General features: G+C 70.2%; 18 protein-coding genes. 17 read left to right on the forward strand and 1 reads right to left on the reverse strand.

Annotated features, from left to right (window positions below; translation table 11 throughout):
* Nucleotides 1–38: 38 nt before the first annotated feature.
* A complete protein-coding gene (locus AB0333_RS10495) occupies nt 39–2,732 on the forward strand; it encodes an ATP-dependent DNA ligase (protein ID WP_366218634.1) in 2,694 nt (897 codons plus the stop codon).
* Nucleotides 2,729–3,328, forward strand: a complete 600-nt coding sequence (locus tag AB0333_RS10500) for a DUF6328 family protein (RefSeq protein ID WP_366218635.1) — start codon at nt 2,729–2,731, stop codon at nt 3,326–3,328. The genes AB0333_RS10495 and AB0333_RS10500 overlap by 4 nt, the downstream gene beginning before the upstream one ends.
* Here AB0333_RS10500 and AB0333_RS10505 read toward each other — a convergent pair.
* Nucleotides 3,318–4,697 carry an aspartate aminotransferase family protein gene (locus tag AB0333_RS10505; protein ID WP_366218636.1) on the reverse strand — a complete coding sequence of 460 codons (1,380 nt, stop codon included), beginning with the start codon at nt 4,695–4,697 and terminating at the stop codon, nt 3,318–3,320. The genes AB0333_RS10500 and AB0333_RS10505 overlap by 11 nt on opposite strands.
* Before the next feature lie 234 nt (nt 4,698–4,931).
* Here AB0333_RS10505 and AB0333_RS10510 point away from each other — a divergent pair, with 234 nt between their 5' ends.
* The 15 genes from AB0333_RS10510 to AB0333_RS10580 all read left to right on the forward strand — a co-directional run bounded on the left by AB0333_RS10510 (nt 4,932) and on the right by AB0333_RS10580 (nt 22,639).
* Nucleotides 4,932–5,492: a MarR family transcriptional regulator gene (locus tag AB0333_RS10510; RefSeq protein WP_366218637.1), complete on the forward strand. Its 561-nt coding sequence runs from the start codon at nt 4,932–4,934 to the stop codon at nt 5,490–5,492.
* 421 nt (nt 5,493–5,913) lie between these two features.
* Nucleotides 5,914–6,150 carry a 50S ribosomal protein L28 gene (gene rpmB, locus AB0333_RS10515; protein ID WP_115932101.1) on the forward strand — a complete coding sequence of 79 codons (237 nt, stop codon included), beginning with the start codon at nt 5,914–5,916 and terminating at the stop codon, nt 6,148–6,150.
* 1 nt (nt 6,151) lies between these two features.
* Nucleotides 6,152–6,319, forward strand: a complete 168-nt coding sequence (gene rpmG / locus AB0333_RS10520) for a 50S ribosomal protein L33 (protein ID WP_159552753.1) — start codon at nt 6,152–6,154, stop codon at nt 6,317–6,319.
* Nucleotides 6,320–6,322: 3 nt separating this feature from the next.
* Complete coding sequence (gene rpsN / locus AB0333_RS10525) at nt 6,323–6,628, forward strand: 30S ribosomal protein S14 (RefSeq protein ID WP_115932099.1); 306 nt, start codon at nt 6,323–6,325, stop codon at nt 6,626–6,628.
* Between the two features lie 466 nt (nt 6,629–7,094).
* Nucleotides 7,095–7,379 carry an HU family DNA-binding protein gene (locus tag AB0333_RS10530; RefSeq protein WP_115932098.1) on the forward strand — a complete coding sequence of 95 codons (285 nt, stop codon included), beginning with the start codon at nt 7,095–7,097 and terminating at the stop codon, nt 7,377–7,379.
* A 270-nt stretch (nt 7,380–7,649) separates the two neighbouring features.
* On the forward strand, nt 7,650–8,432 hold the full coding sequence (locus AB0333_RS10535; protein WP_366218638.1) for a hypothetical protein: 783 nt from the start codon (nt 7,650–7,652) through the stop codon (nt 8,430–8,432).
* 87 nt (nt 8,433–8,519) lie between these two features.
* The gene (locus AB0333_RS10540; RefSeq protein WP_366218639.1) at nt 8,520–9,401 is read left to right on the forward strand and encodes a copper resistance CopC family protein; all 882 of its coding nucleotides are present in this window, start codon (nt 8,520–8,522) and stop codon (nt 9,399–9,401) included.
* 90 nt (nt 9,402–9,491) lie between these two features.
* Nucleotides 9,492–11,597, forward strand: a complete 2,106-nt coding sequence (locus AB0333_RS10545) for a cytochrome c oxidase assembly protein (protein WP_366218640.1) — start codon at nt 9,492–9,494, stop codon at nt 11,595–11,597.
* Nucleotides 11,594–12,550: a hypothetical protein gene (locus AB0333_RS10550; RefSeq protein ID WP_366218641.1), complete on the forward strand. Its 957-nt coding sequence runs from the start codon at nt 11,594–11,596 to the stop codon at nt 12,548–12,550. Before AB0333_RS10545 ends, AB0333_RS10550 begins: the two co-directional genes overlap by 4 nt.
* 155 nt (nt 12,551–12,705) lie before the next feature.
* Complete coding sequence (locus AB0333_RS10555; RefSeq protein ID WP_366218642.1) at nt 12,706–12,996, forward strand: DUF6480 family protein; 291 nt, start codon at nt 12,706–12,708, stop codon at nt 12,994–12,996.
* Nucleotides 12,997–13,071: 75 nt separating this feature from the next.
* The gene (locus AB0333_RS10560) at nt 13,072–15,207 is read left to right on the forward strand and encodes an NHL domain-containing thioredoxin family protein (RefSeq protein WP_366218643.1); all 2,136 of its coding nucleotides are present in this window, start codon (nt 13,072–13,074) and stop codon (nt 15,205–15,207) included.
* Nucleotides 15,208–15,252: 45 nt separating this feature from the next.
* Nucleotides 15,253–15,729, forward strand: a complete 477-nt coding sequence (locus AB0333_RS10565) for a flavodoxin domain-containing protein (RefSeq protein ID WP_366218644.1) — start codon at nt 15,253–15,255, stop codon at nt 15,727–15,729.
* 133 nt (nt 15,730–15,862) lie between these two features.
* Complete coding sequence (locus tag AB0333_RS10570) at nt 15,863–18,505, forward strand: FAD-dependent oxidoreductase (RefSeq protein ID WP_366218645.1); 2,643 nt, start codon at nt 15,863–15,865, stop codon at nt 18,503–18,505.
* A gap of 701 nt (nt 18,506–19,206) precedes the next feature.
* Complete coding sequence (locus AB0333_RS10575; RefSeq protein WP_366218646.1) at nt 19,207–21,228, forward strand: chloride channel protein; 2,022 nt, start codon at nt 19,207–19,209, stop codon at nt 21,226–21,228.
* Nucleotides 21,229–21,259: 31 nt separating this feature from the next.
* Nucleotides 21,260–22,639, forward strand: a complete 1,380-nt coding sequence (locus AB0333_RS10580; RefSeq protein WP_366218647.1) for a glutamate decarboxylase — start codon at nt 21,260–21,262, stop codon at nt 22,637–22,639.
* Nucleotides 22,640–22,788: the final 149 nt, after the last annotated feature.

Here is a 22,788-nt window from a genome sequence, read left to right on the forward strand (position 1 = left end):
CAGCCTAGGCCTCGATCGACCGTTGCGGGAGGGTTCACATGGCACGATCCGCGCGGCAGACCTACACCGTCGGTGAACACCAGCTCTCCGTCTCCAGCCTCGACAAGGTGCTCTACCCGGCCACCGGCACCACCAAGGCCGAGGTCATGCAGTACTTCCTCGCGGTGGCGGACGTGCTCATCCCGCAGGTGGCCCAGCGCCCGGTCACCCGCAAGCGGTGGGTGGACGGCGTGGGGACGGCGGAGAAGCCCGGACAGGTGTTCTTCCGCAAGGACCTGGAGGACTCGGCGCCATCCTGGATCCCGACCGGCAGCATTGCGCACTCGGACCACACCAACACCTATCCGCTGGCCAATGAGCCGGCCGTCCTGGCCTGGTTCGCCCAGGTCGCCGCACTGGAGTTGCACACTCCCCAGTGGCGCTTCGGGCGGAACGGACAGCCGCGCAACCCGGACCGCCTGGTGCTGGACCTGGATCCGGGGGAGGGGGTGGGCCTGGCCGACTGCGCCGAGGTGGCGCGCTGGTGCCGGGACATCCTCGCGGACATGGGCATGGAGTCCTTTCCCGTGACCTCAGGGTCCAAGGGCATCCACCTCTACGCTGCGCTGGACGGCCAGCACAACGCGGACGCCATCAGCGCTGTGGCCCATGAGCTGGCCAAGGCGCTGGAGGCCGATCACCCGGACGAGGTCATCTCGAGCATGCGCAAGGCCAGCCGCGCCGGCAAGGTGTTCGTGGACTGGAGCCAGAACAACGGGTCCAAGACCACCGTGGCGCCCTACTCGCTGCGTGGGCGGGACCGTCCCTGGGTGGCCGCGCCGCGCACCTGGGCGGAATTGGAGGACCCGGACCTGCAGCACCTGGAGCTCGGGGAGGTGCTGGAGCGGGTGGCGGACGGCCAGGACCCGCTGGCGCCCCTCGGCTGGGTGCCGGACGGCCCGGACAGTTCCGAGGGCTCGGGCGGGGACGACGCCGACCGGTCGCCGGGCGCCCGCGGCCGCAGCACTGGTGCGGGCACCGGCACCGGCACTGCGACCGACCGCCTCGCGAAGTACCGTTCCATGCGGGATGCGGCCAAGACAGCCGAGCCGGTGCCGGAGCAGGCACCGGTGGAACGGCAGTTCGGCGGGGGCGAGGGGCCGACCTTCGTCATCCAGGAACACCACGCCCGGCGCCTGCACTGGGACTTCCGGCTCGAGCACTCCGGGGTGCTGGTGTCCTGGGCGGTGCCCAAGGGGCCGCCCCTGGACACCGAGACCAACCGGCTGGCCGTCCAGACCGAGGATCACCCCCTGGAGTACGGCACCTTCGAGGGAACCATCGCGAAGGGTGAGTATGGCGCCGGAGAGGTCACCATCTGGGACGCCGGGACCATCGAGATCGAGAAGTGGCGGGAGGGCAAGGAGGTCATCGCCGTGCTGTCCGGGCGGTCGGACGGCGGTCTCGGCGGGGTGCCGCGGCGGTACGCCCTGATCAACGCCCCCGGCATGGGCGGGCAGGACAACTGGCTGCTCCACCTCATGCAGGACCAGCCGGAGGCTAACACCACGCCTCCCGCCTCGGAGTCCACCGGTGAACCTGCGGCGAAACCAGCCAGGGAACCCACCAAGAAGCGTGCCGACAAGCCCACCGGAAAACCTGCGGCGAAGGCAGCGGAGAGCTCGGCCTTCACGGTGGCAGACCTGCCCGCACCGATGCTGGCCACCTCCGGTCAGCCCTCCGACCTCACGGCGGACGAAGACTGGTCCTACGAGATGAAGTGGGACGGCTACCGCCTCCTGGCGGGGGTGTCGTCCGGGCAGGTCATCCTGGCCAGCCGCAACGGCAAGGACCTGACGGCCGACTACCCCGCCGTGCAGGAACTCACCGACCTGCTCACCGGGCCGGCGGAGGAATGTGGCGGGGCGGTGCTCGACGGGGAGCTGGTGGCCCTAGACGATCAGGGCCGGCCGGACTTCGGACTGCTCCAGGAAGTCAGCGGCCGCACCAGCCGGGGATTGCGGCGTGGGCGCCGCACCGGAAGGTCCGGCCGGACCGGTCAGACCGACGGGTCCACCGCCGATGCGGAGGTGATCGAGTTGCGGTATCTGGTGTTCGACATCCTCCAGCTGGGGCCACCGGGCGCCTCGGGGCGGCAGGTCCGTTCTCTCGTGCGCACCCCCTATGGTGAGCGTCGAGAGGTCCTGGAGGCCGGCGTCGGGAACGGGGATGTGGTGTCCGTGCCGCCGGGATACCGCGGGACGCTCGCCCGGGCCCAGCAGGCCAGTCGCGATCTCGGGCTTGAGGGCGTGGTCGCCAAGAGGAGGGACTCGCTGTATCTGCCGGGGCGGCGCGGCTCCGCGTGGATCAAGCTGAAGCTGCATCAGCACCAGGAGGTCGTGGTCATCGGGGCTCGGGAGGGCAAGGGAGGCCGGTCGGGCGGGATCGGTTCCCTGCTGGTGGCCGTGCCGGACGAAGCGGGTGAGCTGCGGTACGCCGGGCGGGTGGGGACCGGATTCTCGGCCGCCCAGCTGGCGGAGACCGAATCCCGGTTGCGGCGCCTGCACCGCAAGACCCCGCCCGTGCCGGATGTGCCGGCTGAGGACCGCTCCGACGCCTGGTGGGTCACCCCGTCCCTGGTGGGCGAGGTGTCCCTGGCCGGCCGGACCCGTTCCGGCCGGGTCCGCCAGGCCTCGTGGCGGGGCTGGCGTGAGGACAAGTCCCCTGACGAAGTGCGCTGGGAGATCCCGTGAGCCGCGCGGCGCACGGCCCCGAGCCGGCCGGTGAGAGGGAGTCCCCGGCGCCGGCCGGTGAGAACGGCTCCCCGGAGACGGCCTTCCGGCATGAGACGCCGGGGGAGAAGCTGGACCGCAACTGGAGCGACCTGCTCCAGGAACTGCGGGTGATGCAGACCGGGACGCAGATCGTCACGGCGTTCCTGATGACGCTGCCCTTCCAGGCCCGGTTCGCGGAGGTGGCCGGCCACCTCCAGGGGTGGTACATGGCGCTGCTGGTGACGGCGGTGCTGTTGACCGTGCTCATGCTGCTGCCCGTGGTGATCCACCGGCGGTTCTTCGGCCGGCTCGTCAAGAACCGCACCGTGGCGCTCGGGGATCGCGTGGTGCGGATCTGCCTGGCGGGGATGGGGCTGCTGCTGGCCGGCTGCGTGGCGTTCATCGCCCACGTCCTGGTGGCCACGGACGTGGCCTGGTGGATCACGGGAGCCACCGCCCTCGTGATCGCGGTCCTGATGGGGGTGCTTCCGCCGTTGCTGCGCCCCGGGCCGCCGGCCGGTAGTCGGCCCCGCACCGGGGCGCCCGGCGCGGAGCCTCCCCCGCTCAGCCGGTGACGTACCGGTCGGTGACCGCCAGCGCCTGGTCCAGGATGTCCAGTCCGTGGCGCACCACCTCGTCCGGGGCGTTCAGGGGCGGGGCCACGTGGATTCGGTTCATGTTCTGGAACGGCAGCAGCCCCAGCTTCTTGCACTCGGCCACGAGCTCGTTCATCTCGGGGGAGGAACCGCCATAGGCGGCCATGGGCTCCTTGGTCTCCCGATTCTTCACCAGTTCCACGGCCCAGAAGGCGCCGAGTCCGCGGACGTCTCCCACGGAGGGGTGCGCCTCGAAGATCTCCCGCAGGCGCGGTCCGATGATCTCCTCACCCAGCCGGGCGGCGTTGGCGACCATGCCCTCGTCCTGCATCGCGTTCAACGTGGCCACGGCCGCGGCGCAGGCCAGTGGGTGGCCGGAGTAGGTCAGTCCGCCGGGGTAGGGGGTCTCGGCGAAGGTCTCGTAGATCGCGTCCGAGAGGGCGACCCCGCCGAGTGGCACGTAACCGGAGTTCACGCCCTTGGCGAAGGTCAGCAGGTCCGGCTCCACGCCCCAGTGGTTGACCGCGAACCACTCGCCCGTGCGGCCGAAGCCCACCATGACCTCGTCCGCGATGAACAGGATGCCGTACTGGCGCGTCAGTTCCCGCACCCCCTCCAGATACCCCGCCGGAGGCACATAGATTCCCGCCGTGCCGGGGACGGACTCCAGGATCACCGCCGCGATCGACTGCGGTCCCTCCAGCAGGATGGTCTGCTCCAGGTGCGCCAGCGCGCGCTCGGACTCCTCCTGCTCGGTGGCCGCGTTGAAGTAGCTGCGGTACGGATAGGAGGGCATGAAATGGGCGACGCCGGCCGTCGCCGTATCGACGGGATTCCGCCGGGGGTCGGCGGTCAGGGCGAAGGCCAGGTCCGTGCCCCCGTGGTACGCCCGGTAGGCGGACAGCACCTTGGGCCGGCCCGTGTGGACCCGGGCCATCCGCACGGCGTGCTCCACGGCGTCCGCCCCGGCGTTCGTGAAGAACACGTGGTTCAGGTCTCCGGGTGCCAGGTCCGCCACGAGCCGGGCCGCCTCGGACCGGGCGGCGTTGACGTGGGCAGGATTGATGGTGGCGATGTCCGCGGCCTGCTCCTGGATGGCGGCCACGACCTTCGGGTGCGAGTGGCCGATGTTCGTGTTGATCAGCTGGCAGGAGAAGTCGATGAGCCGGTGGCCCTGCCCGTCCCAGACATACGGCCCCTCGGCCTTGACGACCGTCATCGGCGTGATGGTCCGCTGGGCGCTCCACGAGTGGAACACGTGCTCGCGATCGAGGTCGTAGGCCTTGCGGCCGGCGGCCAGCAGGTCCTCACTGATGGTCGGGTCAGGGGACACGGGCTGGATGGTCATCGACTCTCCTTGGTACAGGCCGGCGGGCAACGAGAGAGGTCCACAGTGATGTGTCCGGGAACACTCCCGTCCACCAGCATGCCTGATGTGCCGCCGCGGCGGGCCCGTGCGGGCGAATGAGAACCAGGGCGAACCAGCGCGAACCAGGGCGAACCAGGGCGAACCAGGATGGTCACGTGGCGTGATGCGTGCCGGGCCCGGCCGGCGGAATGGCACCATGGCACCATGGACCCCGTGAGAGATTCTGTTCAGGCGGCCCCGGGCGCGGACTCCGCCGCGGAGACCGGGCTCGACGGCGTCCGCTGGCTGTCCGCCACGGAGCGCCGGGCCTGGTTGACCCTCGTGGCCACCCACATGCAGCTCATGCCCACCCTGGAGGCAGACCTTCAGATGGAGGGCACCGTCAGCTTCTTCGAATACCAGGTGTTGGCCATGCTCTCGGAGAGTGCCGAGGCGTTGCCGATGAGCGAGCTGGCCGCCCGCACGAACTCCTCCCTGTCACGGCTGTCCCATGTGGCCCGCAAGCTCGAGGGTCGTGGCCTCATGCGGCGTAGCCCCTCGAGCGAGGATGCCCGCGTGACGATGGCCGTCATCACGGAGGGGGGGACGGCTGAGATCGTCCGTCTGGCCCCCCGTCACGTGGCCAGCGTGCGCGCACGGCTGTTGGACAGTCTGGATGACCGGGACCTGGCCGACCTGGGCCGGATCGGATCCAAGATCATCGCGCATCTGGACCCGGATCATTGGGTCTTCCGGGATCCGGCCTTGGCGAACGACCAGCCCCGGCCCGCCTGACCGGCCGCGGCGCGACGGTCTGGTCTCGATCCGGCTGACCAGCCCTGGCCCGCCTGACCAGCGCAGGTCCTCCGGTTTGAACGATGCGGGACTGTGCCCTAAGATGGAACGGCGTTAAGCCGCGTTGAGTTGTGGTGTGCCCGTGTCCCGCAGGGGTCGCCAGAACATCGGAAAACAACGTGCTTCCCGTAACCGGATCTCCGGCCAGCCTTCACCGGCGCCGGCTGGGGACTCACCGTCTTCCCCCGCGATATAGGGCACTTCGGTTGGATCTCACCCAGCCTGGTTACCCCTTCGGAAAGTCGCAGTAAGAGCGCGGTGTCACAACTGGTGGCGGGACTCGTGGAGCGCCCGGTTCGTCCGGAGGCTTCACAACGGGTTCCGCCCGTTCTTTTACTACTACTTGCAACGAGGAGTGATCATGGCAGCAAACTGCCAGGTAACCGGGGCTGGGCCAGGTTTCGGCCACAGCATTTCCCACTCGCACCGTCGCACCAAGCGCCGGTTCGACCCGAACATCCAGAAGAAGACCTACTGGGTTCCGTCCCTGCGCCGCAACGTGACGCTGACCCTGTCCGCCAAGGGCATCAAGACCATTGACGTGCGCGGTATCGACGCCGTCATCGCCGACCTGCTCGCCAAGGGAGTGAAGCTCTGACATGGCCAAGGACAAGGACGTACGTCCCATCATCAAGCTGAAGTCCACTGCCGGCACCGGGTACACCTACGTGACCCGGAAGAACCGCCGCAACACCCCGGATCGCATCGTGCTCAAGAAGTACGATCCGGTTGCACGCCAGCACGTCGAATTTCGAGAGGAGCGCTGAGGCATGGCTAAGAAGTCCATGATTGCCAAGAATGAGCAGCGTAAGGTCATCGTTGCCCGCTATGCCGAGAAGCGCCTGGAGCTGAAGAAGACCCTGGTCGACCCGAACGCTTCTGACGAAGCGCGCGAGGCCGCCCGCGTGGGCCTGCAGAAGCTGCCCCGCAACGCCTCCCCGGTGCGTGTCCGCAACCGCGACGCCATCGACGGCCGCCCGCGCGGTACGTTCCAGAAGTTCGGCATCTCCCGTGTCCGCTTCCGCGACATGGCCCACCGTGGCGAGCTGCCGGGCATCACCAAGTCGTCCTGGTGACGTCTACCCGGTGACAACCCGCCGGCCTCTGGCCCGGTGACGGTGCCTTCTGGCGCCAAGCACACCATCCGAAGGGGTGGCAGACCGTTGGGTCTGCCACCCCTTCGGCCATTCTCCGTCCCGGGTGCCGTCATCCCTCCAGAAGGTCTTCCGGGGCGCACCTCCTGACCGGCCGGAACCACCCGGCCGGCAGGCCTGGCCCACCGTGGCCTGGCCCCCTGGGACGAAGGGCTCTCTCCTCTGCGGAGAGGGCCCTTCGCCGAAGGGCTCTCTCCTCCGCGGAGAGGGCCCTTCGCCGCTGTGGGACCCCCTGAAGGCGGAAATTTGCGGAAATTCGCCCAGAATCCGCGTGTTTACAGGCTTCCACGGCGTGTTTCGGCGCTTTCGGGTGGTAGCTTTCGAAGCACGCGCCCGGATCTGACCGGTTCGGGCCAAGGGAAACCACCATCGAAGTCCAGGAGGACACATGGCTATGAACCGCAGTGAACTTGTCGCCGCCGCCGCCGAGAAGACCGGCAACTCCCAGGCCGCCGTGAACGGCGTGCTGGATGCCGTCTTCGAGATCTTCTCCGCCCAGGTCTCCAAGGGCGAGAAGGTCACCATCCCCGGCTGGCTCGCCGTCGAGCGCACCGATCGCGCTGCCCGCACCGGCCGCAACCCGCAGACCGGCGAGACCATCCAGATCCCGGCCGGCCACTCGGTCAAGATCTCCGCTGGCTCCAAGCTGAAGGCTGCTGCCACCGGCAAGTGATCCAGAACGGCCGCGGCCGTGGCCCTCACGGGTCCGGCCACCGGCCCTCGACGAAGGCGCTCCACTGGGTGGGGCGCCTTCGTCGGTTAACGCCTCGGTGCCGCGGGACCGACCTGACGCCCGGGCTGCGCAGGCCGTCCGGACAGCCGTCCTGAACCTTCACCGGAGGCCCCGGACCCTCGTCCGCCCCGGGCTCGCGGTTTTCTACAGCCGGTAGAATCCCCGTAGCATAGAGGACGGTCCAAACGCTCGACGCCCGGGAGGTGCACGGTGGCCACACGTCCTGCGCGGTACCCTGCGCCCCGCGCCGCCCCCGCGCGCGGCCCCGCCCGGTTGCTGCGCGGCTGGGCGGCCGCCGTCGTCGCCACCCTCTGGGCCGCCGGATCGCACACCGTTGCGTCCCTTTCCACGCGTTCGGTCGACCTGACCGCGCCCGGCCCCGTCCCGGACCACCTGCACGACGCCGGCCCGGCACCGATCGTCTGGATCCTCACCCTCGCGCTGGCCGGCCCCCTCTGCACCGCCCTGGCCGGTCGCCGGCTGTCCTGGTGGCGACTGGCCGCCGCGGTGAGCGCCAGCCAACTGCTCTTCCACTGGCTCTACTCCATCGCCGCTGTGCCCGCCGAGGCCGGCGCCCTCAGCAGACTGAGGACAGCCGCAGGTCATGCAGGCCATGCAGGTCATCCGGGGTCCGCAGGCCGTGCCCACCCTGCCGGCGATCTCGGCTCCGGCTCCCTGGCCGGTGTGCCCGGCCCCACGGTCGCCGACGACGCCCTGACCACGCTCTCCGCGGCGATGATGCTCGCCCACGTGCTGGCCGCCGTCGGAACCGTCTTGGTCCTGCGCCGCGGCGAACTGCTCGCGGCGCGGGTGGCGGACCTCGCCGTCGGGCTCGTCCTCCGGTCGCCGGGCGCTCGGCTGGCCCGGTGGGTCCCCGCTGTCCCCGTCCGCCGGGTGGCCGTCCGCGCCGTCCGGGTGGCGCGCCGGCCGGATGAGGTGCTGCTGGCATCCCAACGTCTGCGTGGTCCGCCGGAGTTCGCCCTGGCCGCCTGATCCACGGATCCGCCGGCCAGGACAACCCCACCCTCCCTCCGGCACCCCTGCCCGGAGCCGTTCTCGGCCCGGGCTGTGAAGGACACCATGAACACGCACAGAACCACCACCCCTGCACGATCCCCGCGTACCGGCCGCGGCATCGGCGCCGGCACGGCCGCCGTCTCGGCCGCCGTGCTGCTCGCCGTGGCCACGGCCACCCCGGCGGCGGCCCACGACCAACTGCTGTCCGCGACCCCGGCGGCCGGCACCGCGGTCCTCGAAGCCCCGGCGGAGATCGGCCTGGAATTCTCCGGGGACCTGACCACCGGCCAGGGCATCCAGAACCTCGTGACGGTCACGGACGAGGACGGTCACCAGTGGCAGGACGGCGCAGCCCAGGTCGCCGGCGCGAACCTCACCGCCGCTGTGTGCGAGGGCCTGCCCAATGGCGAATACACGGTGGACTACCGCATCGTGTATTCGGACGGCCACTCCGAGGAGAAGGACTACGAGTTCACCCTCGAGGACCCTGCCGCACCCGAATCGGCCGCCCCGGAGGACTGCGGTGTGCCGAACCCGGACGCGTCGGTCTCCTCGGACGCCACCCCGGGTGAGGCCGGCACCGATGGTGCGGGTGCCGCGGCAGACGACGGCGGCACCACCGCCACTGATGCCAAGGATCCCGCGACCACGGCGACCACGGCGGCCACCGCCGGACCCGGCACCGCGGCCACCGACCCGGCGTCGGGCGAGGCCACGGCCGAGGACAGCCAGGCACCCGCCGGCCCCGTCGCCGGCTGGGTCTGGCCCGCGGCCATCGGCGGCGTCCTCGTCGTCGTGGTCGCCATGCTGATGGTGTTCCGCAAGGCCAGGGCCATCGACGCCGGCTCCTCGAGCCGTGGGGACGGCGCCGGAAACGCCGACGGAACCAACGGCGGCGACGGTACCGACGGAGGGTCGAGCGGTACGGGAACCAGCGACCGCTGATCTGTCACGGCACGGCTGGACGGCACCGCATCAGCCGGCCCGAGACACCTCCGCCCCGGGCCGCCACCGGCAGGAACCACCTGCGAGAGAATGGATACTGTGAAATCTTCCCCAACCGCTGAGCGGGACACCGCCGCACCGGTGTGGCTGTGGCCCGTGGCCGGCGTCGTCGGCGCGGTCAGCCTGGTGCTGGCCGCCGCCTGGACGGGAATCCTGGCCGTGGACCAGCTCTCCGACCCCGGGGTCCTGACCCGTTGGGGACTGCCGGTGGCCGAGATGGTGAACAACCTGGCCATGCCCACCGCCGTCGGCGCGCTGATCTTCGCCTGCGCGATCATGCCGCCCTCCCGGGGCCGGCGCGCTCACCGTGGAGAGGACGGCGAACATCCGGCCTTCACCCGATTGATGCAGGTGGCCACGGCGGCCTCCGTGGTCTGGACGCTGTCCGCCCTCGCCGTACTCGTGCTGTCCTACTCGGACCTCGCCGGCATGCCCCTGGACCCCAGCGTCTCCTTCACCTCCGGCCTCGTCGGATACCTGCAGGACATCTCCGTGGGCCAGGCCTGGACCGTGGTCACGGTCCTCGCCGCCGTCATTACCTCGCTGACGCTGGCTGTCCGCTCCACGGTCGGTCTGGCGTGGACCGCCCTGCTCGGCCTGGTCGGCATCGTGCCCTTGGCCCTCATCGGCCACTCGGCCTCCGGGGATGACCACAACGGCGCCGTCAACTCCATCGGCCTGCACCTGCTCGGGGTGGTCGTCTGGATCGGCGGGTTGATCGTCCTGGCCCTGATCTCCCCGCGGTTGCACGGGCCGGACGGCGCCAGCGGCAAGCCCTCCGCCCATCGACAGGGGCCAGAACCGCTGATCTACACCGTGGTCAGCCGCTACTCGCTCCTGGCCGGACTGGGACTGGTCACCGTGGTCCTGTCCGGAGTGGTCAACGCCGCCATCCGGATGAACACGCTGGAACAGCTCGCCAGTCCGTACGGCGTGCTGGTGCTGGCCAAGCTCGTGGGCTCCGTGCTGCTCGGCCTGATCGGGCTGATGCACCGGCTGTGGGTCATCCCGCGGCTGGCCACCGGCACCAGCGCCCCGCCGCCGGCCGCCAAGCGCCTGCTCTGGCAACTGATCGCGGTGGAGGCGGCGATCATGGCGGCGATCATGGGGCTGGCCACCGTGCTCTCCCGCACCTCACCGCCCGTCCCCGAGGAGATCGCCCCGGATGCCTCCCCGGCCCGCATCCTCACCGGCTACGACCTGCCCCCGGAGCTAACCTTCGAGACCTGGTTCACGCAGTGGCGCTTCGACTGGCTGTGGGTCGCCATCATCGCGTTCCTGGTGCTCTGGTACGTGCGCGCCACCATCCGGCTCCACCGCCGCGGGGACCGGTGGCCCGTGCTGCGCACGATCTCCTTCGTGGTCGGCCTGACCATCCTGTTCTGGGTGACCTCGGGCTCCCCGGCGATCTACGGCCAGGTCCTGTTCAGCGCCCACATGGTGGCCCACATGACGCTGACCATGATCTCGCCGATGTTCCTGGTGCTCGGCGCCCCCGTCACCCTGGCGCTGCGTTCCCTGCCCAGCCGCACGGACGGCTCTCGCGGCCCCCGTGAGTGGATCCTGTGGCTCGTGCACTCACCCTTCGCGCGGTTCATCACCAACCCGGTGGTGGCCGCCGTGAACTTCGCCGGCTCGATCCTGGTCTTCTACTACACGCCGTTCTTCGGCTTCTCGCTCCAGGAGCACCTCGGACACGAGTTCATGAACGTGCACTTCCTGCTGACCGGCTACCTCTTCGCCTCGGTGATGATCGGGATCGACCCGCTGCCGCGCAAGGCGCTCTACCCGATGCGGCTGGTCATCCTGCTGGCCACCATGGCCTTCCACGCGTTCATCGGGGTGGCCATGACCTCCTCCGAATCCCTGCTGCAGGCCTCCTGGTTCGGCTCCACCGGCCGCGACTGGGGCCTCTCCGCCATCGCCGACCAGCAGATCGGCGGCGCCGTGATGTGGGGGATTGGCGAGGTGCCCACGGTGCTCATGGCGGTGGCGGTGGCCGTGATGTGGTCCCGCACGGACGCCAAGGAGACCAAGCGGCTGGACCGCAAGGCTGACCTCAACGACGAGGCAGAGCTCAAGGCCTGGAACCGCATGTATGAAGACCTTGCCGAGAACGAGGAGCCCCGCCGATGACCACGCGTTCCCCCCGCCGCACCCCGGCCGTCCTGACCATCTCCGGACCTGCCCGGATGATCCGGCCGGGTGCCCGGATGGCCGCCCTGAGCCTGGCCGGGATGCTCGTCCTCGCCGGCTGCTCGGGCGGTGCCGGTGACCAGGAGGGCGCCGACGCCGACGTCCCCGCCAACCCGCACGGGATCACCGCGGAGAATCCGTCCGGTACCGCCGCGCCGAGCGCTGGTGCCGACGCCCAGAGCGGAGACGGCGGGGAAGGCGAGACGACCACGGACGGTGGGTCGCCGGCGTCGGGCCCGGCCTCCGCCGACCCCGACGCAACCGAGGCCGCCGACGCGCGGGCGGACCAGGCCGCGGTGGGCGCCGCCGCAGAGCGGGCCGCCAGTTTCGGCTTCACCAACCAGGTCTCCGCCACGGACACCGAGATCGCTGCCACCCGTGAGGACGCCCGGCTGCGGCAGACGAACTCTTCCGGCACCACGGTGGAGCCGGCCCGCTGCAAATCCCCGCTGACGGCGGTGGACTGGTCGCCCATCCTCATGCCGGAGGCGGATGCCTCCCGGCTGGACTTCGGCTCCGAGACGTTCGCTGGGACGGGCACCGTGGAGGTCGCCTCCCTCGAAGACGCCGGAGTGGTGGAGGAGCACCTGGCCAACGTGGAGCGGCTCGTGGCGGACTGTCCCGAGCTGACGATGACCGTCACGGACTCCAACCTCCAGCAGTCCACGTTCGACTTCACCGCCCGGACCTCCGCAGCGGAGGGAGCGGACTCCGGCCTGGTGTGGACCCGCACCCCGGCCGGCGGGGATACCGCGACCACGGCGCAGGTGCTGATCGGACAGACGGCCGAGCACGTGGTCATGGTCTCCTTCATCGGCGACTCGGAGGTGGCCGGCGAGGAGTTCACCGCCATCGCCGAGCAGATCCTGGCTGCCGCCGAAGGGGCGCTCTGAGCCTCGCCGTGGCCCGACCCTGGGCCGCCCCTGATCCACCCCAGGACTTCCCCTGGCCCCACCGTGGACCACAAGGGTTCACGCGCGGCCCGGGATGCTGTCAGGATGGCCGCACGGAACCCCTGACCGGCAGAACTGACTCGAAGGAGCCCGCCGTGAGCACCACCCAGCCCCAGCCTGATGACAGCTTCCGGGACACGGAGACCAACGAACTCGACGAACGGGGCACCCAGCAGCCCCAGCGCGGGGTCTCGGGTGCCGCCAACCAGCCGGGAAAGCCGGCCGAGGGGGGCGGGGACACGTCCTCCGAGGACCAGGCCGAGTCCGCCAACCGGGACCCGGCGGAGGAGAACGTCACCGGCCTGGACCGCGGTGGCAGCGTGCCGCCGGGGGAGACGCCGCCCGCTGACGGCCAGATGAGCCGCGATCAGGGGCACGAGGAATAGGCCCGATTCAGCCGTGGGCGTTGTATGACTTCATGCGTTGGCCACCGAGGTGAGGCCGGGGCGAGAATGGAGCCCATGAGCACCTCTGCCGACCAGCCGGTCACCACAGCAGCCCCCGTTGATGCCGCTCCCGCCGTGGTCACTCCCCGGGCCTCGTCCCGAGTGCGTGCCTCCGAGCTGGTCGGCCGGAGTTGGCTGAACACGGGCGGCACGGCCCTGGACCTGGAGTCGCTGCGCGGCAAAATTGTGATCCTGGACTTCTGGTCCTTCTGTTGTGTCAACTGCCTGCACGTGCTGGATGAGCTGCGGCCCCTGGAGGCGGAGTTCCATGACGTGCTCGTGACCGTGGGCGTGCACTCGCCCAAGTTCGACCACGAGGCGGACCCGGACGCGCTCGCCGCCGCCGTGGAACGCTATGACGTCCAGCACCCCGTGCTGGACGATCCGACCCTCACCACGTGGCAGGCCTACTCGGCCCGCGCGTGGCCCACCCTGGTGGTGGTGGACCCCGAGGGCTACATCGCCGCACACCTCTCCGGTGAGGGCCACGTGGCCGGGCTGACCTCCCTCGTCAACGAGCTGGTGGCGGAGCACGAGGCCAAGGGCACCCTGCACCGCGGCAACGGCCCTTACGTCCCGCCGGAACCGGTGTCCCGTGATCTGAAGTTCCCCGGCAAGGCCATCGCCCTGGGCGCCCGCGGCTCGCAACCCGGCACGTTCCTGGTGGCGGACACCGGCCACCACCGGCTCGTCGAACTCGGCGAAGACCTGACCACCGTGCTGCGGACCATCGGCGGGGGCAGCAAGGGCATCACGGACGGCGGGCCGCAGACAGCCCTCTTCAACGAGCCGCAGGGCCTGACCCTGCTGCCGGAGGACGTGGCCGCCGCGGTGGGCTACGACGTGGTGGTGGCGGACACCGTCAATCACCGGCTGCGCGGCGTGCACCTGGCGGACGGGACCGTGACCACCCTGGCCGGCAACGGCGTGCAGCGCCTGATCGATCCGGAGCGGGCCCGCGGCTCCGCGGACGCCGGATCCGGCGAGGGCGAAGCGTCGGTGTCTCTTGAGCCGTTCGGCACCGATCCGCTGCAGACCTCCCTCTCCAGCCCGTGGGACGTGCTCTGGTCCACCGCCGAGGACACCCTCATCGTGGCCATGGCCGGCACCCACCAGATCTTCAGCTTCGACCCCCGTACCGCGGAACTCGCCGTCTACGCCGGCACCGGCCTGGAAGGCCTCGAGGACGGCGCTCCGGACGTGGCCTGGTTCGCCCAGACCTCCGGACTGGCCGAGTCGGCGGACGGCACCCTGTGGCTGGCGGACTCCGAGTCCTCCGCCCTGCGGTCCATCACCCCGGGCGGTGCGCCGGCCACCGGCTCGGAGGCGCGGGGACGCCAGGTGGACTCCGCCGTCGGGACCGGACTGTTCGATTTCGGCTTCCGCGACGGGGCCGCCGAGCAGGCGCGCTTCCAGCACCCGCTGGGCGTGGCCGCCCTGCCGGACGGCTCCGTGCTGGTGGCGGACACCTACAACGGGGCCATCCGCCGGTATGCCCCGGCCGGGGTGGCCGCTGACGGCCGCGCCACGGAGGCCGAGGTGTCCACCCTGGCCCGCGGGCTGAAGGAGCCCTCGGACATCCTGGTCGAACCCGACGCCGAGGGGAACCCCGCCTCGATCGTGGTGGTGGAGACCAACGCCCACCAGCTGGTGCGGCTGTCCGTTCCGGAGGAATACCTGCAGGTGGACGAGGGCGCCCTGCAGACCCAGCGTCCCCGGACCGCCATCGCCGCCGGGGAGGTGGAGCTGGCGGTGGCCTTCAAGGCCCCCACCGGGCAGAAGCTGGACGACCGCTGGGGCGACCCCACGCAGCTGAAGATCTCCTCCTCCCCGGAGAACCTGCTCCTGGGCGGCGACGGAACCTCGACCGGACTGCACCGCACCCTGCGGATCAACCCCGAGGTGGCGGAGGGCGTCCTGCACATCACCGCGCGCGCCGCCTCCTGTGACGGCGAGAAGGGACAGCCGATCCCGGACCATGCCGCCTGCCACCTCTACCAGCAGGACTGGGGCATCCCGGTGACCGTGCACCCCGGAACCGGCGGCGCCGAGACGGAGTCCGACTCGGCGACAGCGGCTGCGGCCGGGACCGCTGCAGGCGGTCCGGCGCCGGAGACCCGCCTGGACCTGGACCTGCGCGGGATACACTGACAAGCGCCAGCACCGCACCCGACACCCGAAGGCGGCCGATGTCCCATGACCACCCTGGTTGTAGCCTCCTCACAGCACGGATCCACCCGAGAGATCGCCGAACGGATCGCCCAGGTCCTGCGCGTGAACAAGGGCGTGACCACCGTGGTGGAGCACCCGAAGGACGCCCCGAAGTGGCTCGCGACGGTCGAGGCCGTCGTGGTGGCCCTGCCGATCTACCGTAATGCGCTGGACAAGACCGGCAAGGCGTTCCTGGACACCCATCGGGCCGAGCTGGCGGACAAGTCCCTGTTCATCCTCGCCTCCGGCGCCGCGCCCTCGATCAACCCGCGGCTGCAGGCCACCATCGAGTCCTACGGACCCCGCGACACCGCCTACCTGCGCGGCGCCCTGACGGAGGAGAAGCTCGGCTTCCTGGACAAGCTGAGCATCAAGCTGGTCAAGGGCCAGTACGGCGACTTCCGCAACTGGGAGGCCATCGAGGCCTGGGGCAAGTCGCTGTCCGACCGCGGCGCCCACTAAACCCACGCAGGCCTCAGCCGGACGTCGCAGGTCTTCGCAGGCCTTGGCCGGTCTTCGCGCCGGGATTCCTTGACGCACCCCTCACCCGGGGTTCACGGTTGCAGTACGTGAACGCTGTTGAGGGATGCGGAACATGCACACACTCTCGAAGTCCCCCCGGGTCGTGATCATCGGCGCCGGGATCGTCGGCGCGAACCTGGCCGACGAGCTCACCGCGTGTGGCTGGACGGACATCACCGTCCTGGACCGGGGACCGATCCCGCTCACCGGCGGCTCCACGTCCCATGCCCCCGGGCTCGTCTTCCAGACCAACCCCTCCCGTGCCATGACCCGGCTCGCCGCCTACACGCGGACCAAGCTCGCCTCGCTGATGGACCCCGGCACCGGCGAGCCCGCGTTCAATCCGGTCGGTGGCCTCGAGGTGGCCACCACCGCCGAACGCCTCGCCGAGCTGCACCGCCGCGCCAACTTCGCCGTGGCGTGGGGACTGGAGGCCACGGTGCTGGACCCGGGGCCGGCGGCCGCCCTGCATCCGCTGCTGCACGCCGGGCGGATCCTCGGCGCCCTCCACGTGCCCACGGACGGGCTGGCCTCCTCCGTCCTTGCCGTCGAGGCGCTGCGGGCCCGCGCCGAGGCCCGTGGGGCCCGGTTCCTCGAACGCGTCACGGTCACGGGCCTGGAGAGCGACGCCGGCCGGGTCACCGGGGTACGCACCTCCGGTGCCGGGGGTGGAGACGGTGCTGGAGGCGGTGCTCGAGACGGCGAGGTGCTCGCCGCCGACGTGGTGGTGAGCGCCGCAGGGTTCTGGGGGCCGCAGATCGGGGAACTGGCCGGAGTCCGGGTGCCCCTGGTGCCGTTGGCCCACCAGTACGTGACCACCTCCGAGGTCCCCGCGCTGCGGCGGTGGCGGGACCGGACCGGAGAGGCCTCCGGCCGGGCGGGCGAGGGTGCCGCCGTCGGGACCGGGAACACCGCACGCCTGCCGATCCTGCGGCACCAGGGGGAAGACCTGTACTTCCGGCAGATCGGGACGCGGCTGGGGATCGGCTCCTACGCCCACCGGCCGATGCCCGCCCGGATCCAGGACCTGCCGCAGTACGACGCCGTGACCGGGGCGATGCCCTCGAAGCTGCCGTTCACCCCGGCGGACTTCGAGGGGCCGTGGGCCGCCAGCCGGGAGCTGTTGCCGGACCTGCGGGAGACGGAGGTGCGGGAGGGGTTCAACGGCATCTTCTCCTTCACCCCGGATGGCGGTTCCCTGGTGGGGGAGTCGTCCGAGCTGCGCGGGTTCTTCCTGGCCGAGGCGGTCTGGGTGACGCATTCGGCCGGGGTGGCGCGGGCCGTGGCGGAGCTGATCGTGAACGGCGGCTCGGAGACGGACCTCCGGGAGCTGGACATCGCGCGCTTCGAGGAGGTGCAGCTGGCCGGCGACTACGTGCTCGAGACCTCCCAGCAGGCCTTCGTGGAGGTCTACGACATCAAGCATCCGCTCGAGCCGCGGCTCTCCCCGCGCCGGTTGCGGCTCTCCCCGTTCTACGACCGGCAGGTGGAGCTCGGCGCGTCCTTCCTGGAGTCCGGCGGCTGGGAGCGTCCGCACTGGTTCGAGGCCAACCGGGCCCTGCTGGAGAAGCTGCCCGCCGAGTGGGTGCCGCCGGAGCGGGCGGGATGGACCGGGCGCTACGACTCCCCGGTCTCCGCCGCCGAGGCCTATGCCACCCGGACGAACGTGGCCCTGTTCGACCTCACGTCCCTGCGCCGGCTCGAGGTCTCCGGACCCGGCGCCGTGGGCCTGTTGGAGCAGCTGACCACAGGACGGGTGGACCGTGCCGTCGGCTCCGTGGGCTATGCCCTGATGCTGACCGAGGCCGGCGGGATCCGCAGCGACGTCACGGTGGCCCGCGTGGGGCAGGACGTGTTCCAGGTCGGGGCCAACGGCGGGATCGATGCCGCGTACCTGGCGCGGGCCGCCGCGGACTGGAACGCCGCGGCCGGGACTGGTTCCGAGCGGGGTGAGGTCCGGGTGGAGGACCTCACCGACCGCACCTGCTGCATCGGTGTGTGGGGCCCGCGGGCCCGGGACCTGGTCCAGCTGCTCACGGAGACGGACCTGTCCGACGACGGCCTGCGCTACTTCCGCGCGGCCGTCACCTCGGTCGCGGGGATCGAAGTGCGGATACTGCGGGTCTCCTATGTGGGCGAGCTCGGCTGGGAGATCTACGCCGACACCGCCGAGGGCCTGGAACTCTGGGACGCGCTGTGGTCGGCGGGGCGCGCTATGGGGGTTGTGGCCGCCGGGCGCGCGGCGTTCAACAGCCTGCGGATCGAGAAGGGGTACCGGGCGTGGGGGACGGACATGGACACCGAGCACGACCCGTGGTCCGCCGGGCTGGGCTTCGCGGTGCGGAAGGACCGGAGCGGGTATGTGGGTGAGGAGGCGGTGGATCGGCTGCGCGGCGGTGCGCAGGCCGAGGCGTCCCCAGGTGGGCCGGGCGCTGTGGCGAACGGCCGTCGTCGTGCTCTGCGGTGCCTGACGGTGGACGATGCCACCACGGTGGTGATGGGCTCGGACCCCGTGTTCGTGGGGGAGGAGGCGGTGGGCCACACGACGAGTGCCGCCTACGGGTATACCGTGCACCGGCCGATCGCCTATGCCTGGCTACCGGCCTCGGTGGGCGTGGGTGACGCCGTTGCCATCCGCTCCTTCGACCGGATGGTCCCGGCCACCGTGACGGCGGAGCCGCTGGTGGATCCGGACGGGAAGCGGCTGCGGGGCTAGCCACTCGTCCGGCAAGACCGAGGGCCGCCCCCACCTGGCCGTCGAGGCGTACCACCAAACCAGGGACGATTCACGGGACCGCATGCAACGACTCAGCGACGTCAGGAGAGGAACTTGGTGTCGCCACGGACGACCTGACAGGCACGGGCCGGCCACCTTCAGACCTCGGGCAGGCTCACGTCAGCGGCGACGTGACTGACCGTAGTCTGCCTCCGGGCGATCACGACGGCGATGGCCCCTTGGACCGATGGGTCACCCGCATGGTGGACGGCGAACACAAGTCGACGGACATTCTTAGCCGCCAGCCGGGCGCACGCCCGGCGGCCTGGTGGGCCACGCCGCGCATCAGCACCGTCATGGAGAGCACCGTTTGAAACCGGTTCTCTCTCACCCTCATGGGGTGACGACCGCACCACCTGGACGCATTAGCTTGGAGACTTGGTGATCGACCGGGCTCAAAAAACGTGATTGACCAGCCTTGCTCGCCAGGAGACCTCGCTGAGGGCTCCGCCGTCAAACGGAGGGCCAGCGGAAGGAGAGGGAATGCTCAGACTCTGCCGCGCAACCCGCTCATCCGGCCCTTTCGGCGCCTCCGTTTACCGGGGGACGGCCTCAGGGCGGACGATGGCCGAATCCGCCCGGGGCGGCCGGGCATGAGCGAGCCCGCCGCGTCGCCTCTCAGTATCGATCCGGTCGCCGTGATGCGTCCCAGACCGTACATCTCCGCGCTCGTGCTGGCAGCGGTCCTGGGCGTTCCCGTCTCGATCATGGCGTACGGGTTTCTCGCAGTGGTCGCAATACTCCAGCGGTCTGTCTTCGTCGGGCTGCCGCATCACCTCCTCGGGGGTGCTGCCCCGGCGTGGTGGCCGGTTCCGTGGTTGGTGCTCTGCGGGCTGTTGACGGCGTTGACCATCCGGTATCTTCCGGGAACCGGAGGCCACTCGCCCGCCTTCGGATTCACCACGGGCAGTGGCCCGCCCAGCTGCCGGGAGCTCGTGGGCATCGTTCTCGCGGCGCTGACCACGCTCAGCCTCGGGGCGGTGCTCGGACCAGAGGGGCCGCTGATCGCGATCGGTGGCGGACTCGGGGCACTGGCGGTGCACCTGGTGAGGAAGGACGCCCCGCCGATGGCCCTGACAATCATGGCCTCGGCCGGCAGCTTCGCAGCGATCAGCACGCTGCTCGGTTCCCCCGTGCTCGGCGCCTTCCTCATCATGGAGGCTGCCGGGATCGGGGGGATGAGGCTGAGCCTGATGGCCCTGCCCGGACTGCTCGCGTCCGGCATCGGGGCGCTGGTCTTCGTGGGCTTGGACGGCTGGACCGGGTGGGGCAGCTTCTCGCTAGCACTGCCCGTGGTGCCGCCTGCGGTGGCCCCGACGGTGGCGATGTTGGGTTGGGCGGTGATCATGGGCGCGGTCGGCGCGCTGTTGGGATGGTTGATCCGTTGGATCGCGCTGTCGCTTCGTCCGGTCGTGCACCTGAACCGGGTGCTGGTGACGTCTGCGCTCGGCTTGCTGATCGGTCTCACGGCCATGGCGTACCAGCTGATCTCCGGGCGCAGCTTCACGCAGGTCTTGTTCTCGGGGCAAGATGCACTTCCGGAGTTGGTCGAACACGCCGCGGACTACTCCCTTGCCGTGCTGGTCCTGCTGATCGCCTGCAAGACCTTGGTCTACGCGCTCTCGCTGAGCGCGTTTCGCGGTGGGCCGGTCTTTCCCTCGATGTTCATCGGTGCGGCGCTCGGAATTGCTGCCAGTGGACTGCCCGGAATGGATCTCGCGGCAGGGATCGGCATGGGCATGGGCGCCATGTGCGCAGCCATGCTGCGACTGCCGTTGACGTCGACGCTGCTGGCCACGTTGCTGCTGGGAGTGGACGGAGTTGCCGTGACGCCCCAAGTGGTGGTGGCCGTGGCGGTGGCCTTCGTGATCACCACGGTGCTCCCGGCCCCGGGCCCGAGGGCGTCCGTGGCCCCCGACGGTGCCGGCAGCGTCCACCATCGGACTCCCTTGACGGTCCAGCACGCAACAGAGGTCTCGAGCACGGGCCGTTCAACCGGACGTGACCGGAGGATCGCCTGGTTGTTCATCATCGGCTCGGGCCTGTTCGCAGTGGGGGCGGTGCCGTGGTACGCCGGGGCCGTGGGATCGCGTTGGGGTGCAGCCACGTTCTTCGTCGGTTCGCTGTTCTTCACCTGCGCAGCGTTCCTGCAGTACCGGGAAGCCGTTGACGCACTCCCAGTCGCCGGTGCCACGCGGCGCCACGCGTTCTGGGTCTGGGCGCCGCGGGATCCCGACTGGCTCGCCGGCGCGGTTCAACTCGCCGGCACGCTGTGGTTCAACTGGAGCACGGCCAACGCGATGGCAGTGAATCTCACCGCGGAACTGACCGAGCAACGGGTGTGGCGGCCCGACGCCCTGGGGTCAGCCGCCTTCCTCGTTGCCAGTGGTGTGGCGCTGCGGGCTGCCGGTCGCGCCATCGCCGGCCGGCCCAGGCCCCGGGTGTGGAAGATCGCGGCGATCAACATGGCCGGCTCCGTGGCGTTCGGCATCTCGGCCGTCGCGGCCTTCATCATCCCGGCGACCGGCGATGTCTGGAACGCCCAGCTGTCCAATCTCGGCACACTCGTGGGAGCCCTATGCTTCCTCACCGGCGCGATGCTGATGCTGAGTCCGGGATCCATCGGCGTCTCTGTTCCCGTGGACCGGAGAATTCTTCCATAACCCCTTGTCAACAGTCTCTGAAGGAGAAGTGATGTCAGAAAATTACCAGCCGACCGATGCCGACGCGGCGCTGTTCGGCAACCGATTCGTCACCGAGGAGGTCCCGACCCGGGAGTTCCCGTACACCGGCATGCCCGCCCAAGACGCCTTCCGGCTGGTGTCGGAGGACCTGGCGTTGGAGGGTGATCCGGCCCGGAACCTGGCAACCTTCGTGACGACCTGGATGGAGCCGGAGGCCCAGCGGATCATCGCGGCGAACCTGCACCGCAATTTCATCGACCACGCCGAATATCCCCGCACGGCCGAGATCGAGCAGCGCTGCATCCGGATGCTCGCCGACCTCTTCCACGCGCCCGGCGAGACGACGGGAGCCCGAACCCAGGGATCGTCGGAGGCGATCATGCTCGGCGGGCTTTCCCTGAAGTGGAACTGGCGCAAGCGCCGCGAGGCCGCCGGCGCCCCGACGTCAAGCCCCAACCTGGTGTTCGGCGGCGATGTGCACGTCGTGTGGGAGAAGTTCTGCCGCTATTTCGACGTCGAGCCGCGGATCGTGCCACTGCGGCCGGGGAAGTACACGATCGGCCCCGACGATGTGCATCCCCATGTCGATGAGAACACCATCGGCGTCGCCGCAGTGCTGGGTACCACGTTCACCGGCCACAAGGACGACATCATCGGCATCAACGACCTGCTGGTCCGGATCAAGCGTGAGCGCGGCCTGGATGTGCCGCTGCACGTGGACGCGGCCAGTGGGGGATTCGTTTGGCCCTTCCTCTACCCGGACTCCGAGTGGGACTTCCGGCTCGAACAGGTCCGCTCGATCAATGTCTCCGGTCACAAGTTCGGGCTGGTCTATCCCGGCATCGGCTGGCTGATCTTCCGGGAGGCTGCCGACCTGGCCAAGGACCTCGTCTTCGAGGAGAACTACCTCGGCAAGACCGACTCGACCTTCACCCTGAACTTCTCCACGGGCTCGGCGATGGTTCTGGCCCAGTACTACAACTTCGTCCGCTATGGACGTGCCGGCTACACCTACATCATGCGGAATATGCAGGCCAACGCCCGCGTCCTCGCCGGGAAGTTGGACGCCATGGGCGGATTCGAGCTCATCGGCGTCGACGCGGAGCAACTTCCCCTGGTCGCGTTCCGGCTCGCCGAGGACACCGGGTACGACGAGTTCGACATCGCCTGGCAGCTCGCGGCCGAGCGCGGCTGGATGGTGCCGGCATACACCCTGCCGCCGAATGCCCAGGACGTGACGATCATGCGAGCCCTGGTCAAGGAGACGTTGAGCCGCGAGCACGTCGACACGCTCGCCCGAGACATCGAGGAGGCATGCTCCACACTTGCGAAGAAGGGTGGCGCACACGCATCCGAGCGGAACAGGATCGTCACCGGACCCGGCCACTGACCCTCCCCGACATCCGGCCGCACGGCCTCCACCATGGGGGAGTCGTCCGCACCGGCGGATTCGCAGGTACCGCGAACACGACGGCCTCGAATTTTCATCATCCCGGTTCTCGGCCTCGGATCCGGTCGAGAGAAGCTGCAGGACTTTCG

The sequence above is a fragment of the Citricoccus sp. NPDC079358 genome, assembly GCF_040702545.1.
GTDB lineage: Bacteria > Actinomycetota > Actinomycetes > Actinomycetales > Micrococcaceae > Citricoccus.

Coding starts and splice junctions, on each gene's coding strand:
- AB0333_RS10495 (WP_366218634.1), top strand. CDS start 39: ATGGCACGATCCGCGCGGCAGACCTACACCGTCGGTGAACACCAGCTC.
- AB0333_RS10505 (WP_366218636.1), bottom strand. CDS start 4,697: ATGACCATCCAGCCCGTGTCCCCTGACCCGACCATCAGTGAGGACCTG.
- rpmB (WP_115932101.1), top strand. CDS start 5,914: ATGGCAGCAAACTGCCAGGTAACCGGGGCTGGGCCAGGTTTCGGCCAC.
- rpmG (WP_159552753.1), top strand. CDS start 6,152: ATGGCCAAGGACAAGGACGTACGTCCCATCATCAAGCTGAAGTCCACT.
- rpsN (WP_115932099.1), top strand. CDS start 6,323: ATGGCTAAGAAGTCCATGATTGCCAAGAATGAGCAGCGTAAGGTCATC.
- AB0333_RS10530 (WP_115932098.1), top strand. CDS start 7,095: ATGGCTATGAACCGCAGTGAACTTGTCGCCGCCGCCGCCGAGAAGACC.
- AB0333_RS10540 (WP_366218639.1), top strand. CDS start 8,520: ATGAACACGCACAGAACCACCACCCCTGCACGATCCCCGCGTACCGGC.
- AB0333_RS10545 (WP_366218640.1), top strand. CDS start 9,492: ATGGATACTGTGAAATCTTCCCCAACCGCTGAGCGGGACACCGCCGCA.
- AB0333_RS10550 (WP_366218641.1), top strand. CDS start 11,594: ATGACCACGCGTTCCCCCCGCCGCACCCCGGCCGTCCTGACCATCTCC.
- AB0333_RS10560 (WP_366218643.1), top strand. CDS start 13,072: ATGAGCACCTCTGCCGACCAGCCGGTCACCACAGCAGCCCCCGTTGAT.
- AB0333_RS10565 (WP_366218644.1), top strand. CDS start 15,253: ATGACCACCCTGGTTGTAGCCTCCTCACAGCACGGATCCACCCGAGAG.
- AB0333_RS10570 (WP_366218645.1), top strand. CDS start 15,863: ATGCACACACTCTCGAAGTCCCCCCGGGTCGTGATCATCGGCGCCGGG.
- AB0333_RS10575 (WP_366218646.1), top strand. CDS start 19,207: ATGCGTCCCAGACCGTACATCTCCGCGCTCGTGCTGGCAGCGGTCCTG.
- AB0333_RS10580 (WP_366218647.1), top strand. CDS start 21,260: ATGTCAGAAAATTACCAGCCGACCGATGCCGACGCGGCGCTGTTCGGC.